A 14456-nucleotide genomic window follows, 5' to 3' on the forward strand; every position below is an offset into this window, starting at 1 on the left:
ACACTCCTTGTCTACGGGAGAGATCTAGGAAAAAGGTCAAAAAAAATGGTGCCCAGAAGGACACCATTTTTCTACGAGCGGTTCAGCGCAGGGTGTTACTTGCGCTTCATCGACAGGAAGAACTCATCGTTGGTCTTGGTCTGTTTCAGCTTGTCGATCAAGAACTCGATGGCTGCGACTTCATCCATAGGATGCAGCAGCTTGCGCAGAATCCACATGCGCTGCAGCTCGTCGTCGGCCGTCAGCAACTCTTCGCGGCGTGTGCCGGAGCGGTTGATGTTGATGGCCGGGAAGACGCGTTTCTCTGCGATCTTGCGATCCAGAGGCAGCTCCATGTTGCCGGTGCCTTTGAATTCTTCGTAGATCACTTCGTCCATCTTCGAGCCGGTTTCAACCAGCGCTGTGGCGATGATGGTCAGCGAGCCGCCTTCTTCGATGTTACGTGCCGCACCGAAGAAACGCTTTGGCTTCTCAAGGGCGTGTGCATCGACACCACCGGTCAGGACCTTGCCGGAGCTCGGAATGACAGTGTTGTAGGCGCGAGCCAGACGGGTGATAGAGTCGAGCAGGATGACCACGTCTTTCTTGTGCTCGACCAGGCGCTTGGCCTTTTCGATCACCATTTCGGCGACCTGCACGTGACGGGTCGGTGGCTCGTCGAAGGTGGAGGCAACCACTTCGCCGCGCACGGTGCGCTGCATTTCGGTCACTTCTTCCGGACGCTCATCGATCAACAGAACGATCAAATGGACTTCAGGGTTGTTGCGCGTGATGTTCGACGCGATGTTCTGCAGCATGATGGTCTTGCCCGCTTTTGGCGGAGCAACGATCAAACCGCGCTGACCTTTACCGATCGGGGCACACAGATCGATGACGCGACCGGTGAGGTCTTCGGTGGAACCGTTACCGGCTTCCATCTTCATGCGAATGGTCGGGAACAGCGGCGTCAGGTTTTCGAACAGGATCTTGTTCTTCGCGTTTTCCGGACGGTCGAAGTTGATGGTGTCGACCTTGAGCAGTGCGAAGTAACGCTCGCCTTCCTTCGGCGGACGGATCTTGCCGACAATGGTGTCGCCCGTGCGCAGGTTGAAGCGGCGGATCTGGCTGGGCGAGACGTAAATGTCGTCTGGGCCGGCGAGGTAAGAGGCGTCTGCAGAACGAAGGAAGCCGAAGCCATCCTGGAGGATCTCCAGCACGCCGTCACCCGAGATTTCCTCGCCGCTTTTCGCGTGCTTCTTCAGCAGGGAGAAAATCACGTCCTGCTTGCGCGAACGGGCCATATTTTCTATGCCCATCTGTTCGGCCATTTCGAGCAGATCGGTAATAGGCTTTTGCTTGAGTTCAGTCAGGTTCATATAGGAATGACGTAATCATGTATGGAGGGGGAAATTAAGCTTTTGGCTTAATGAGGCCGCGCCGCAGAGAAGGCGACAGGATCGCGTGCAAATCGAAAGGAGACGGTCGGCGACGGCTAGCAGGGGGCAACGGAGAAGCCGTTGCGGGGCCGAATGTACCACTTGATTTTCTAAGCGTCTAGTACGACGCCAGAAAAAAACCCCGCGATTTGCGGGGCTTTAACGTCATCAGATATTGGCGTCGAGGAACGCTTGCAGCTGGGACTTGGACAGTGCGCCGACCTTGGTAGCGGCGACTTCGCCGTCCTTGAACAGCATCAGCGTCGGGATACCACGAACGCCGTGCTTGCTTGGGGTTTCCTGGTTGTCATCGATGTTCAGCTTGGCAATGGTCAGCTTGCCTTCGTAAGTGCGGGCGATGTCATCCAGAACCGGGGCAATCATCTTGCACGGGCCACACCATTCAGCCCAGTAATCGACCAGTACAGGGCCGCTGGCCTTCAGGACATCGGCTTCGAAGCTCGCGTCGCTGACGTGTTTGATCAGGTCGTTACTCATGAGATTTCTCCGAGGTCATAGGCAAAAAAACGTGGGCCATCATAACTGTGTCGCGCGGTGACAGGAAGCCGAGGTTGATTGTCTCTTGCTATGACTCGACAGGGTTGCCTCAATCGACGGAGCTCAGCCGGAGGGTGCGACGAACACAATGCCGGTGCGTAACGCCGCGCCCCGAATGTGCTCTTGCATGGCCTTCTGAGCCGGGCCAGACGCATTTCGCGCCAGCGCCCGCAGGATCTTGCGGTGCTCCTGCCAGGTTTCCATGGCCCTGCCCGCGCGAATAAAAGGCAGTTTCTGGCTCTCCAGAAAAATATCGGCGCTGGTCGTGATGATCCCCAGAATCGCCTGATTGCCACTGGCGACGAGGATGCGCCGGTGGAAATCAAAGTCCAGCCGGGCCGCGCAGTCAAAATCCCCTGCCTTGAGTTCAAGGCGCATGGCTTCGACGTTGTCTTCCAGTACATCGCGCTCGTCGGCTGTCAGAGTGACCGCTGCAAGCCCGGCGGCGAACCCTTCCAGCGCATAGCGCAACTGGAAAGTTTCTGCGGGCGAGGCGTGCGCTGCATACGGCCAGGAAAATCCACTCGTGCTCCGTTGTGGTTCAGAAACCGCTTGCACGAAAACACCCTTGCCGGGCTGAACACTGACCAGCCCCAAAGCGCTCAGTGACGACAACGCCTCACGCAACGAAGCGCGACTGACGCCCAGACGAATTGCCAGATCCCGCTGGGATGGCAGGCTATCGCCGGGGACATAGCCTTGCTCGGCGATCAATTTGCGGATCGCCTGGAAGGCGGCTTCAGGCACTGCGACAGGGCTCGGATGCATGGCGATCAACGTGCGTAAACCGTGAGAAAAACCCCTTGTATCGCCCCCGGAGGCATCCGGCAAGTGACGCCCAAGCGAGGGGCGCCGGGCCTTTCAGGCGCGCCAAAGCGGGGCGCTCTTCGCACTCACTGTTCAGACCAGTTAGACCGGATCGTGCATGCGGCCCGCATTCCATGGTCGCGAGCGAGCGGCTGGCATGGGCTGTGCACTGGTGCTTGGCCATCATTTGGGCTTTGCCTACACACTGATCGATTCGGAGACACCCCATGACCCAGCGTTACAGCGCCCTGCTCGCCGCCCTGTTTGCCAGCCTCATGCTCGGCCAGGCTCCCGCCCACGCTTCCGGCCTGGATGATGTAACCACCCGCGGCACGTTGAAAGTCGCTGTGCCGCAAGACTTCCCGCCCTTTGGTTCGGTCGGCCCCGACATGAAGCCGCGCGGCCTGGACATCGACACCGCGCAGCTGATCGCCAACCAACTGAAGGTCAAGCTTGAGCTGACGCCGGTCAACAGCACCAATCGCATCCCTTACCTGACCACTGGCAAGGTTGACCTGGTCATTTCCAGCCTCGGTAAAAACCCGGATCGCGAAAAGGTCATCGACTTCTCCCGCGCCTACGCACCGTTCTACCTCGCTGTGTTCGGTCCGCCGGAAGACGCGATCAAAACCGTGGACGACCTGAAGGGCAAAACCATCAGCGTGACCCGCGGCGCCATCGAGGACATCGAGCTGACCGCCGTCGCTCCGAAGGAAGCCACGATCAAGCGCTTCGAAGACAACAACTCGACCATCGCGGCCTACCTGGCCAAGCAGACCGATCTGATCGCCAGCGGCAACGTGGTCATGGTCGCCATCAGCGAGAAGAACCCCAAGCGCATCCCTGAACTGAAAGTGAAGCTCAAGGACTCGCCGGTCTACGTCGGTGTGAACAAAGGTCAACCCGAGTTGCTCGCCAAAGTGAACGAGATTCTCGAAGCGGCGAAACAAGACGGCTCGCTGGAAAAGAACGCGCAGACCTGGCTCAAGCAGCCATTGCCTGCCGACCTCTGATCATCGACTGCCGAGGCGCATAAATGGCTTATCAGTTCGACTTCATTCCGGTCCTGCAAAACACTGACCTGCTTCTGCGCGGCGCGCTGTTCACGCTGGAACTGACCGCCATCGGCACGTTGCTCGGCGTCAGCGTCGGCATCGTCGGGGCGATTGTCAGGGCGTGGAAAATCCAGCCGTTCTCGGCCGTTTTCGGTGTCTACGTCGAGCTGATCCGCAATACGCCGTTTCTGGTGCAGCTGTTTTTCATCTTCTTCGGGCTGCCGTCCCTGGGGCTGCAGATATCCGAGTGGCAGGCTGCGGTGCTGGCGATGGTCATCAACCTCGGCGCCTATTCGACGGAGATCATCCGCGCAGGTGTGCAGGCCATTCCGCGCGGCCAGATCGAAGCGTCGGCCGCGCTGGCAATGACGCGCTTCGAGACCTTCCGCCACGTCGTGCTGGTCCCGGCGCTGGGCAAGGTTTGGCCGGCGCTGAGCAGCCAGATCATCATCGTGATGCTGGGCTCTGCCGTCTGTTCGCAGATCGCCACCGAGGAGCTGAGCTTTGCCGCGAACTTCATTCAGTCGCGCAATTTCCGCGCGTTTGAGACGTACATCATCACCACGCTGATCTACCTGTGCATGGCGCTGCTGGTGCGTCAGTTGCTGGCGTGGATCGGCCGACGCTACATCGCGAGGAGCCGCTGATGGATTTCACCCTATGGGACGTCGTGCGCAATTTGCTGACCGGGCTGCAATGGACGCTGGCATTGTCGCTGGTGGCGTTCATCGGCGGCGGCGTGATCGGGTTGCTGGTGATGACCCTGCGCATCTCCGAAAAAGCGGCCCCGCGCAGGCTGGCACGCTGCTACATCGAGCTGTTTCAAGGCACGCCGCTGTTGATGCAGCTGTTTCTGGTGTTCTTCGGCGTGGCGCTGATGGGCATCGATATTTCGCCCTGGCTGGCAGCGGCGCTGGCGTTGACATTGTTCACCAGCGCCTATCTGGCTGAAATCTGGCGGGGGTGCGTGGAGTCGATCTCCAACGGCCAGTGGGAAGCTTCCGCCAGCCTGGCGCTGACGCCTTTCGAGCAACTGCGTTATGTGATTCTGCCGCAGGCGTTGCGCATCGCGGTGGCGCCGACAGTGGGGTTCTCGGTGCAGGTGGTCAAGGGCACAGCGGTGACGTCGATCATCGGCTTTACCGAGCTGACCAAAACCGGCGGCATGCTCGCCAATGCCACGTTCCAGCCTTTCATGGTCTACGGCTTCGTTGCCTTGGGCTACTTCCTGCTTTGCTATCCGTTGTCGCTCAGCGCGCGCTACCTGGAAAGGAGACTTCATGCCTCTGCTTAGAATTTCCGCCCTGCACAAGTATTACGGCGACCACCATGTGCTCAAGGGTATCGACCTCAGCGTCGAGGAAGGCCAGGTCGTGGCGATCATCGGGCGCAGCGGTTCCGGCAAAAGCACGCTGCTACGCACGCTCAACGGACTGGAGTCGATCAATGACGGCGTGATCGAGGTCGACGGCGAATACCTCGACGCCGCGCGGGCTGACCTGCGCAGCCTGAGACAGAAAGTCGGCATGGTCTTCCAGCAATTCAACCTGTTTCCGCACCTGACCGTGGGCGAGAACGTGATGCTCGCGCCACAGGTGGTGAAGAAGGTCTCCAAAGCTGAAGCGACCAGGCTGGCAAAGGAAATGCTGAATCGCGTGGGCCTGGGCGAGAAATTCGACGCGTTTCCGGACCGGCTGTCTGGCGGTCAGCAACAGCGCGTGGCGATTGCCCGTGCGCTGGCGATGTCGCCCAAAGTGCTGCTGTGCGACGAAATCACCTCGGCACTTGACCCGGAGCTGGTCAACGAAGTCCTCGCCGTCGTTCGCGAGCTGGCCAAAGACGGCATGACGCTGATCATGGTGACCCACGAAATGCGCTTCGCCCGTGAAGTAGGCGACAAGCTGGTGTTCATGCATCAGGGCAAGGTGCATGAAGTGGGCGACCCGAAAGAATTGATGGCCAACCCGAAGACGCCCGAGCTGGCGAATTTTATCGGCTCAGTCGAGCAGGCTTGAGCCCGGGTGCAGGACCGGCTTAGGCTCAAATTGTAGGACCGGCTTTAGCCGGGAAGGCGTCAGCTGCCACACTGCGAAATCGATAGCGTACAAACAGGCCTACTCCCGGCTGAAGCCGGTCCCACTCTCCGCGTAAATGTGCCAGCGAGGCGTTGCCGGTTTGGCGACGGGGATGGATCGTGGCACGATGTCGGGGTTATCGACCGAGACCTTTTGACCATGCCGCTATCCACAGCCAAAAAACTCTCGCTGATCGCCGCGATCGACCTGGGCTCCAACAGCTTCCACATGGTTGTCGCCAAAGCCAACGAGGGCGAAATTCGCATCCTTGAGCGGCTCGGTGAGAAAGTGCAGCTGGCCGCGGGGATCGATGACGACCGCCGCCTCAGCGAAGAATCCATGCAGCGCGGGCTCGATTGCCTCAAGCGTTTTGCCCAGCTGATCAACGGTATGCCGCCCGGCGCCGTGCGCATCGTTGGCACCAACGCCTTGCGCGAGGCTCGCAACCGCAACGAATTCATCCACCGCGCCGAAGAAATCCTCGGCCATCCGGTCGAGGTCATCTCCGGCCGTGAAGAGGCGCGCCTGATCTACCTCGGCGTCTCCCACACCCTGGCCGACACGCCCGGCAAACGCCTGGTCGCCGACATCGGCGGCGGCAGCACCGAGTTCATCATCGGACAGCGCTTTGAACCGCTGCTGCGCGAAAGCCTGCAGATGGGCTGCGTCAGCTTCACTCAGCGTTATTTCAAGGACGGCAAGATCACACCCGCGCGCTACGCCCAGGCTTACACCGCTGCGCGGCTGGAAATAATGAGCATCGAGCACGCCCTGCATCGTCTGACGTGGGATGAGGCCATCGGCTCGTCCGGCACCATACGCGCCATCGGCCTGGCGCTGAAGGCGGGCGGCCACGGCAATGGCGAGGTCAACGCCGAAGGCCTGGCCTGGCTCAAGCGCAAGCTGATGAAGCTTGGGGAAGTCGACAAGATCGATTTCGAAGGCCTCAAGCCTGATCGTCGGGCGATCTTCCCGGCAGGGCTGGCGATTCTCGAAGCCATCTTCGATGCCCTCGACCTCAAGCGCATGGACCATTGCGAAGGCGCACTGCGTGAAGGCGTGCTTTACGACCTGCTCGGCCGTCACCACCACGAAGACGTGCGTGAACGCACCCTCAGCTCGCTGATGGAGCGCTACCACGTTGATCTTGAGCAAGCTGCCCGTGTCGAGCGCAAGGCGCTGTCAGCGCTGGAGCAAGTGGCAAAAGCGTGGGAGCTTGAGGACAATTCGTACCGCGAGTTACTGAGCTGGGCCGCCAAGGTGCATGAAGTGGGTCTGGACATCGCCCACTATCACTACCACAAGCATGGCGCGTACCTGATCGAGCACTCGGACCTGGCGGGCTTCTCCCGCGAGGACCAGCAAATGCTTGGCCTGCTCGTGCGCGGTCATCGCCGTAACATTCCGAAGGACAAGTTTGCCGAATTCGGCAACGAAGGCGTGAAGCTGATTCGTCTGTGCGTGCTGCTGCGCTTCGCGATCCTGTTTCACCACATTCGCGGCACCCAAGAGATGCCGCAACCTGTGCTGACCGCCAACGATAACCACCTGGACATCGTGTTCCCGGATGGCTGGCTGGAAAACAACCAGCTGACTCAGGCCGACTTCGCGCTCGAAGCGGAGTGGCTGACCCGAGTCGGCATCATCCTCAACGTACGCTGAGGACCGGGTTGCTGAGTTTTTCCAACAGACTCGCCTGCACATTGCGGGCGTTCTGGTTGCCGGTCGGGGTGCTGCGAATGTAGCGCCCGTCCGGCTGCAGCAGCCAGCTATGGGTGTTGTCGGTCAGGTACCCTTCCAGCTCTTTCTTCACACGCAAGATCAGCTTCTTGCCTTCCACCGGGAAGCAGGTCTCGACGCGCTTGTCGAGGTTGCGCTCCATCCAGTCGGCGCTCGACAGGAACATCTGCTCATCGCCGCCATTGAGGAAGTAGAACACCCGCGTGTGCTCAAGGAAGCGACCGATGATCGAGCGCACCTGAATGTTGTGGGACACGCCCGGTACGCCTGGACGCAGGCAGCACATGCCGCGCACGACGAGGTCGATCTTGACCCCGGTCTGACTGGCCTTGTACAGCGCGCGAATGATCTTCGGGTCGGTCAGCGAGTTGAACTTGGCGATGATGTGCGCAGGCTTGCCCTCGGACGCGAACTGCGTCTCCCGGCCAATCATGTCCAGCATGCCTTTCTTCAGGGTGAACGGCGCGTGCAGCAGCTTCTTCATCCGCAGCGTCTTACCCATGCCGATCAACTGGCTGAACAGCTTGCCAACGTCTTCACACAGCGCATCGTCCGAGGTCAACAGGCTGTAGTCGGTATAGAGACGCGCGTTGCCGGCGTGATAATTGCCGGTGCCCAAATGCGCGTAGCGGACGATCTCGCCGGCCTCACGGCGCAGGATCAGCATCATCTTGGCGTGGGTCTTGTAACCGACCACACCGTAGATCACGACTGCACCCGCCGCTTGCAGGCGGCTCGCCAGTTGCAGGTTCGACTCTTCGTCAAAACGCGCACGCAGCTCGATGACGGCGGTGACTTCTTTGCCGTTGCGCGCGGCATCGACCAGCGCATCGACGATTTCCGAATTGGCGCCGCTGCGATACAGCGTCTGCCGCACGGCCAGCACGTGAGGGTCTTTCGCCGCCTGGCGCAGCAGATCGACGACCGGTGTGAAGGACTCGAACGGGTGCAGCAGCAGAATGTCCTGCTTGCTGATCACGTTGAAAATGTTTTCGCTGTTCTGCAGCAGCTTTGGAATCGCCGGGGTAAACGGCATGTACTGCAGCTCGGGGTGACTGTCCAGGCCAGTGATGCTGAACAGCCGCGTCAGGTTCACCGGGCCATTGACCTGATACAGCTCGGTCTCGCTCAGGTTGAACTGTTTGAGCAGGTAGTCCGACAGCAGTTTCGGGCAGGTGTCTGCCACTTCCAGACGCACCGCATCGCCGTAACGACGGGAGAACAGCTCGCCACGCAGCGCGCGGGCGAGGTCTTCCACGTCTTCGGAGTCGAGGGCCAGGTCAGCGTTCCGGGTCAGACGGAACTGGTAGCAGCCCTTGACCTTCATGCCCTGGAACAGGTCATCGGCATGGGCGTGAATCATCGACGACAGGAATACATAGTTATCGCCTGTGCCGCCCACGTCTTCCGGCACCTTGATGATGCGCGGCAACAGGCGCGGTGCCGGGATGATCGCCAGACCGGAATCGCGACCGAAGGCATCGATGCCCTCCAGCTCGACGATGAAGTTCAGCGACTTGTTCACCAGCAGCGGGAACGGGTGCGTCGGGTCCAGGCCGATTGGCGTGATGATCGGCGCGATCTCGTCACGGAAATAACGGCGCACCCAGGCCTTGATCTTGGCATTCCAGTTGCGACGCCGGATGAAGCGCACTTGATGCTTTTCCAGCTCGGGCAACAGGATGTCGTTGAGAATGGCGTACTGGCGATCCACATGGCCGTGAACCAGTTCGCTGATGCGCGCCAGCGCCTGATGAGGCTGCAGGCCGTCAGCACCGGCCTGTTCGCGGGCGAAGGTGATTTGCTTCTTGAGGCCGGCGACGCGGATTTCGAAGAATTCGTCGAGGTTGCTGGAGAAGATCAGCAGGAACTTGAGCCGCTCAAGCAACGGGTAGGACTCGTCCAGCGCCTGTTCCAACACGCGGATGTTGAACTGCAGCTGCGACAGCTCGCGATGGATGTAGAGACTGCTGTCATCCAGATTGGGCACCGCGATGACATGCGGAGCCGGATGATGCGGTTCTAGCGCGGGGACCACTTCGATGGTCGGCTCGACCAAAGGAGTGACTTCCTGATTGACGGGCTGAGGGTCAAGCTCGACTGCGGCTTCGGTAGATCCTTCGGTGCTCATGAATAATCCTGTAAGGCAATTGGCCTTGTAACAGTTGGGCCGCGCATACGGCCGATGTCGGAATGCCGCTTGCGCCACAACAGTGGTGACGTACAGCGTGGGGCAACGGTCACGCCCAAGGCGTGGCGGTTCTGAAGATGTTTGCAGCCTGACTCGATGTCGTGCGGCGGGGCGACCGGCGTCAGGCTCGATGCTGTGAGCGGTTTGACTCTCCACGCTACGGATTTCTCCGTACGGTGCAAGCCCTGACCTGCAAACATTCGGGTGGTGCCAGGTGGAGGGCAACGTGCAAGGAGGGGCTCCGAGCCCATCCAGACGGGCAAGCGTGACATTTATAAGTGGCGATTATGACGCTCACGTTACAGTCGTAATTGCGACGTAACGTGTGCGACACAAACCTGCTCTTCGCGCGAATAATCGCTCCCGAACGTAGGAAACTTTAACGCGGTGACACATTTGCATACTTTCCTGAATGCCTTGGGCGCGTTAGGCTGCGCGTTCATTTCGCCAGCACCCAAATGATGCTCCAGCATTTTTTACAAGAATTTGGCTACTTCGCCCTTTTCCTCGGGACCTTTTTTGAAGGCGAGACCATTTTGGTGCTTGCCGGCTTTCTTGCGTTCCGCGGATACATGGATATCAATCTGGTCGTGGTGGTTGCCTTCTTCGGCAGCTACGCCGGCGACCAGCTGTGGTATTTCATGGGGCGCAAGCATGGCCGCAAGCTCTTGGCGCGCAAGCCTCGCTGGCAGTTGATGGGCGATCGCGCGCTGGAGCATATCCGCCGCCACCCCGACATTTGGGTGCTGAGCTTCCGCTTTGTTTACGGCTTGCGCACGGTCATGCCGGTCGCCATCGGCCTGTCCGGCTATCCGCCGGGGCGCTACCTGCTGCTCAACGGCATCGGCGCAGCGGTATGGGCAGCAGCGCTGGGCGCGGCCGCGTACAAGTTCGGTTCCGTGCTCGAAGGCCTGCTGGGCAACGTCAAGAAATACGAGCTGTGGGTGCTTGGCGCGCTGCTCGTGATCGGCGTACTGCTGTGGATTCGCCGCCGCATCAAAAATGCGCGCATCGCTCGGGAAGAGAAGCTGGCCGTTGCGGCCAATGCCGAAGCCAAGGTCGAAGCCAAAAGCACCCCTGATGAGTAAATCCTCGGCGCAGGCCGATGAGTCCGGAGACATTCGCTGACGGCGTTGTCCTAGGTTCATGGCTTGCGACAATCAGCGCAATGCTGAACTGCGTAACCGGTGAACGGCCGGAGCGCCCGAAGGAGGAACACGCGAATGACCAAAAAAGTGGCCGTAATTCTTTCTGGCTGTGGCGTTTACGACGGCGCGGAAATCCACGAAAGCGTGCTCACGCTGCTGCGCCTTGATCAGCGCGGCGCAGTCGTAAAGTGCTTTGCACCCAATATTCCCCAGCATCACGTCATCAATCATCTGACCGGGGAAGAGATGCCCGAGTCGCGCAACGTGCTGGTTGAATCAGCTCGCATTGCCCGGGGTGCCATTGAAGACCTCCGCGAAGCCGACGTCACTGAATTCGACGCATTGATCGTCCCCGGCGGCTTCGGTACCGCGAAAAACCTGTCGAACTTCTCCACCCAAGGCGCTGGCTGCAAGGTCCAGGCTGAAGTGCTGGCGATGGCCGAAGCGTTCGCCGCCGCGGGCAAACCCATCGGGCTCATCTGTGTATCGCCGGCGCTGGCCGCCAAAATCTATGGGCCGGGCGTGACCTGCACGATCGGCAACGACGCCGAGACCGCTGCAGCGATCACCCGAATGGGCGGCACCCATCAGGACTGTGAGGTGACGGAAATCGTCGAGGACAAGGACCGCAAGTTAGTGAGCACACCCGCTTACATGGTCGCCACGTCCATCGGCGAAGCAGCGTCCGGGATCAACAAGCTGGTGGATCGGGTGCTGGAGCTGGTGCAGGAAAACGAGGATCGCCTTCCGGACTGATGTTGGGAAAGGTGCTGGAAGCGGATTGACCGCTCGCCAGCCCTACGGGCTCTCGCCTGCTGGCGGCGCGGGATACTCGCGGGCCAGCCGCGTCAGGATCCGGTCCAGGCAATTGGCGAAGGCCTGTTTCTCCCGTTCGCCATAGGCGCCCTGCCCGCCGCTCGCCTGGCCTTGCTCGCGCAGATCCGTGAAGAGGTTACGCATTGCCAGGCGCTGACCCATGTTCTGCCCATCGAACTCCTTGCCCCGTGGGTCAAGCGCCGCAACGCCCTTCTTAACCAGCCGATCAGCCAAGGGCACATCGCTGCAGATCACCAGCTCGCCCGGCACGGCGTGCTCCACCAGATAATCGTCAGCCGCATCCGGCCCGCTGGGCACTACGATCAACTTCACCAGGGTCAGGCTCGGCTTGATCTGACTCTGCCCCGCCACCAGCACCACTTCAAACTTGCGCTTGAGGGCGAACTTGATGACCAGGTCCTTTGCGGCCTTGGGGCAGGCGTCGGCATCGATCCAGACGCGCATAAGCGACTCCAATTCCAGAAAATGAATTTATGCAGCAGCCGCTCGGCGCTTCTCGGCTATCCGGCTGCGGCCATACAGCACCACAATCGCCAACAACGCTATGGCTTGCGCACCGAGCGAATAGGCGTCGGCGTGGATCCCAAGCCAGTCGAAATCGAAGAACGGTACCGGACGCGTTCCGAAAATCCCGGCTTCCTGCAGCGCCTTAACGCCATGGCCGGCGAACACCACCGACAGCGCGCACAGCAGCGCAGCATTGATGCCGAAGAACAGCGTCAGCGGCAGCTTCGCCGAACCCCGCAAGATCACCCACGCCAAGCCGACAAGCAGCACCAGCGCCGTGGCACCTCCGGCCAAGACGGCGTTGTGGCCGGCGGGGCCTGCCTGCAGCCACAGGGTCTCGTAGAACAGAATGACTTCGAACAGCTCGCGATAAACCGAGAAGAACGCCAGCACCGCAAAACCAAAACGGCCACCGCCGCCGACCAAGCTGTTCTTGATGTAGTCCTGCCAGGCGGCGGCATGACGTCGGTCGTGCATCCACACACCCAGCCACAGCACCATGACGCTGGCGAACAGCGCCGTCGCGCCTTCCAGCAACTCGCGCTGCGAACCACTCACATCGATGAGGTACGCTGCCAGCGCCCACGTGCCCAAGCCTGCCAGCAACGCCAGCCCCCAGCCGACGTTGACGCTGCGCACCGCCGATTGCTGACCGGTGTTGCGCAGGAACGCGAGAATGGCCGCGAGCACGAGAATCGCTTCCAGCCCCTCGCGCAGCAGGATCAGCAAACCGGAGATGAAGCTCAATGTGGTGCTCAGGCCATCGCTGCCAAGCAAATCGGCCGATTCCTTTAGCTTGACCTTGGCATCATCGAGCTTCTGCGCCGCTTGTGCTGCGGGCAGGCCGTCCTGCAACGACTGCCGATAGGCCATGAGCGCTTTTTCGGTGTCCTTGCGCACGGTGGCGTCGACGTTGTCCAGCGAGCTTTCGACCAGCTCGAAGCCCTCCAGATACGCTGCGACGGACAGGTCATACGCCTGCTCGCGATCGCCAGCCTGGTACGCGGTAAGGCTCTTGTCGAGAGTTACGCTGGTGTAGTCGAGCAGCTGCGCCGGGCCGCGTTGGACCTGCGGCGGCTGCGCGCGTTGGGCACGGAAGCTGGCAGCGGCTTGCGGCCCTTCGCTGGCGCTGACTTCCGCCGGGGTCTGCCGCGCCAGATCAGCGAGGTTGTAGGGCTTGTCCTGCTTCGCAGGAGAATCCGCGCTGAAGCCTGCGATGTAAGTGGCGAGGTCCCAACGCTGGCGGTCATCCAATTGGTCCGCGAAGGCTGGCATTTCAGTGCCTTCAAGGCCCAACCCGAGGGTATTGTAGATGTCGTAGAGACTCAGGCGGTCTAGCCGCACCGCGTCACGGAGGTTCGAGGGCGGCGGCAAAAGGCCTATCCCGGCGGGACCGTCGCCTGCGCCGGCATCGCCGTGGCACACCGAACAATGCTGCGCATACAAGGGCGCGCCACGGGCGGGATCCGGGGTAATCACCGGCGCCTGGCTGACCTCGTACGCCACTGCCAGCTTTGCGCCGAGCTGACGCGCCTGACGGGTCACTTGAGCACCGTCCTGCTTCTGGATGACCGCATTCAACAGCGCTGTGACGCCCTGCTCCAGCGCTGCCCGCTCTGGCTTGGCAGGTAACGCGGCGATCATGCCCTGCAGCGCCGCAAGAGATTCCAGCTGCTCGCGGTATCCGGCGTCATCCACGACCTTGCCGTCCGCGATCGTCTCCGAGTAGTCCGCTCCGACGTAATCAAGTAAATGCAACGCCTGAGCCGCGTCCTCGGCAGGCGCTGCGCAGGCACTGGCGCTGAACAGGCTCAACAGCACGAGGCTCAGACAGGTCAAAAAGCGGGAGCGGAACATGAGGGTGGATCTCAATCAGGAATGCGACGGGTTGCCATTGTTCATGTTAGGCGCTGAGGACTCAAGCGCTGCGTTGATGGCTACGACTCAATTGTGGGACTGGCTTCAGCCGGGAAGACGTCAGGTGTCCCACCGCAAAAATGAGGGTGCTGCCAATGGCCCCTTCCCGGCTAAAGCCGGTCCCACTGAAAGCACCGCGCTTCGTTAGTAGGACTGGCTTCAGCCGGGAAGACGTCAGGTGTCACACCGCAAAAATAGGGCGCTGC

Annotated in this window: 13 protein-coding genes; 7 read left to right on the forward strand and 6 right to left on the reverse strand. The window is 60.7% G+C overall.

Features of this window, described 5'->3' with window-relative positions:
• Positions 1–95: 95 nt before the first annotated feature.
• The 3 genes from rho to AC3ISG_RS23840 form a co-directional block, all read right to left on the reverse strand.
• Entirely contained in the window at positions 96–1355 is a 1260-nt protein-coding gene (gene rho, locus AC3ISG_RS23830; RefSeq protein ID WP_037016529.1) for a transcription termination factor Rho, read from the reverse strand.
• Positions 1356–1583: 228 nt separating this feature from the next.
• Positions 1584–1913, reverse strand: a complete 330-nt coding sequence (trxA, locus tag AC3ISG_RS23835; RefSeq protein ID WP_489298109.1) for a thioredoxin TrxA — start codon at positions 1911–1913, stop codon at positions 1584–1586.
• Positions 1914–2036: 123 nt separating this feature from the next.
• The gene (locus tag AC3ISG_RS23840) at positions 2037–2741 is read right to left on the reverse strand and encodes a FadR/GntR family transcriptional regulator (protein WP_122534105.1); all 705 of its coding nucleotides are present in this window, start codon (positions 2739–2741) and stop codon (positions 2037–2039) included.
• 266 nt (positions 2742–3007) lie between these two features.
• Between AC3ISG_RS23840 and AC3ISG_RS23845 the strand changes: the two genes are divergently transcribed.
• The 5 genes from AC3ISG_RS23845 to ppx all read left to right on the forward strand — a co-directional run bounded on the left by AC3ISG_RS23845 (position 3008) and on the right by ppx (position 7572).
• The gene (locus AC3ISG_RS23845; RefSeq protein WP_489298110.1) at positions 3008–3793 is read left to right on the forward strand and encodes a transporter substrate-binding domain-containing protein; all 786 of its coding nucleotides are present in this window, start codon (positions 3008–3010) and stop codon (positions 3791–3793) included.
• 23 nt (positions 3794–3816) lie between these two features.
• Positions 3817–4482, forward strand: coding sequence for an amino acid ABC transporter permease (locus tag AC3ISG_RS23850; protein WP_489298111.1), 666 nt, complete (start codon positions 3817–3819; stop codon positions 4480–4482).
• Positions 4479–5129, forward strand: coding sequence for an amino acid ABC transporter permease (locus AC3ISG_RS23855; RefSeq protein ID WP_172613005.1), 651 nt, complete (start codon positions 4479–4481; stop codon positions 5127–5129). Before AC3ISG_RS23850 ends, AC3ISG_RS23855 begins: the two co-directional genes overlap by 4 nt.
• The gene (locus AC3ISG_RS23860) at positions 5116–5850 is read left to right on the forward strand and encodes an amino acid ABC transporter ATP-binding protein (RefSeq protein WP_122534109.1); all 735 of its coding nucleotides are present in this window, start codon (positions 5116–5118) and stop codon (positions 5848–5850) included. The genes AC3ISG_RS23855 and AC3ISG_RS23860 overlap by 14 nt, the downstream gene beginning before the upstream one ends.
• A 219-nt stretch (positions 5851–6069) precedes the next feature.
• A complete protein-coding gene (gene ppx, locus AC3ISG_RS23865; RefSeq protein ID WP_122623515.1) occupies positions 6070–7572 on the forward strand; it encodes an exopolyphosphatase in 1503 nt (500 codons plus the stop codon).
• Here ppx and ppk1 read toward each other — a convergent pair.
• Positions 7559–9781 (reverse strand): polyphosphate kinase 1, encoded by a 2223-nt coding sequence (gene ppk1, locus AC3ISG_RS23870; protein ID WP_489298112.1) that lies wholly within the window; start codon positions 9779–9781, stop codon positions 7559–7561. The genes ppx and ppk1 overlap by 14 nt on opposite strands.
• A 518-nt stretch (positions 9782–10299) precedes the next feature.
• Here ppk1 and AC3ISG_RS23875 point away from each other — a divergent pair.
• A complete protein-coding gene (locus AC3ISG_RS23875; RefSeq protein WP_489298113.1) occupies positions 10300–10929 on the forward strand; it encodes a DedA family protein in 630 nt (209 codons plus the stop codon).
• A gap of 135 nt (positions 10930–11064) precedes the next feature.
• On the forward strand, positions 11065–11745 hold the full coding sequence (elbB, locus tag AC3ISG_RS23880) for an isoprenoid biosynthesis glyoxalase ElbB (protein ID WP_489298114.1): 681 nt from the start codon (positions 11065–11067) through the stop codon (positions 11743–11745).
• 42 nt (positions 11746–11787) lie between these two features.
• Here elbB and AC3ISG_RS23885 read toward each other — a convergent pair whose 3' ends face one another.
• Both AC3ISG_RS23885 and AC3ISG_RS23890 read right to left on the reverse strand, forming a co-directional pair.
• A complete protein-coding gene (locus AC3ISG_RS23885) occupies positions 11788–12270 on the reverse strand; it encodes a YaiI/YqxD family protein (RefSeq protein ID WP_272629606.1) in 483 nt (160 codons plus the stop codon).
• A gap of 27 nt (positions 12271–12297) precedes the next feature.
• Positions 12298–14190: an FTR1 family protein gene (locus tag AC3ISG_RS23890; protein WP_489298115.1), complete on the reverse strand. Its 1893-nt coding sequence runs from the start codon at positions 14188–14190 to the stop codon at positions 12298–12300.
• Positions 14191–14456 lie beyond the last annotated feature (266 nt).

The sequence above is a fragment of the Pseudomonas sp. GL_135 genome, assembly GCF_057834665.1.

Excerpts from the sequence above, each read along its gene's own strand:
- elbB (WP_489298114.1), top strand. The coding sequence starts at position 11,065 with ATGACCAAAAAAGTGGCCGTAATTCTTTCTGGCTGTGGCGTTTACGAC.
- AC3ISG_RS23850 (WP_489298111.1), top strand. The coding sequence starts at position 3,817 with ATGGCTTATCAGTTCGACTTCATTCCGGTCCTGCAAAACACTGACCTG.
- AC3ISG_RS23885 (WP_272629606.1), bottom strand. The coding sequence starts at position 12,270 with ATGCGCGTCTGGATCGATGCCGACGCCTGCCCCAAGGCCGCAAAGGAC.
- AC3ISG_RS23875 (WP_489298113.1), top strand. The coding sequence starts at position 10,300 with ATGATGCTCCAGCATTTTTTACAAGAATTTGGCTACTTCGCCCTTTTC.
- trxA (WP_489298109.1), bottom strand. The coding sequence starts at position 1,913 with ATGAGTAACGACCTGATCAAACACGTCAGCGACGCGAGCTTCGAAGCC.
- rho (WP_037016529.1), bottom strand. The coding sequence starts at position 1,355 with ATGAACCTGACTGAACTCAAGCAAAAGCCTATTACCGATCTGCTCGAA.
- ppk1 (WP_489298112.1), bottom strand. The coding sequence starts at position 9,781 with ATGAGCACCGAAGGATCTACCGAAGCCGCAGTCGAGCTTGACCCTCAG.
- AC3ISG_RS23860 (WP_122534109.1), top strand. The coding sequence starts at position 5,116 with ATGCCTCTGCTTAGAATTTCCGCCCTGCACAAGTATTACGGCGACCAC.
- AC3ISG_RS23890 (WP_489298115.1), bottom strand. The coding sequence starts at position 14,190 with ATGTTCCGCTCCCGCTTTTTGACCTGTCTGAGCCTCGTGCTGTTGAGC.
- AC3ISG_RS23845 (WP_489298110.1), top strand. The coding sequence starts at position 3,008 with ATGACCCAGCGTTACAGCGCCCTGCTCGCCGCCCTGTTTGCCAGCCTC.
- AC3ISG_RS23840 (WP_122534105.1), bottom strand. The coding sequence starts at position 2,741 with ATGCATCCGAGCCCTGTCGCAGTGCCTGAAGCCGCCTTCCAGGCGATC.
- ppx (WP_122623515.1), top strand. The coding sequence starts at position 6,070 with ATGCCGCTATCCACAGCCAAAAAACTCTCGCTGATCGCCGCGATCGAC.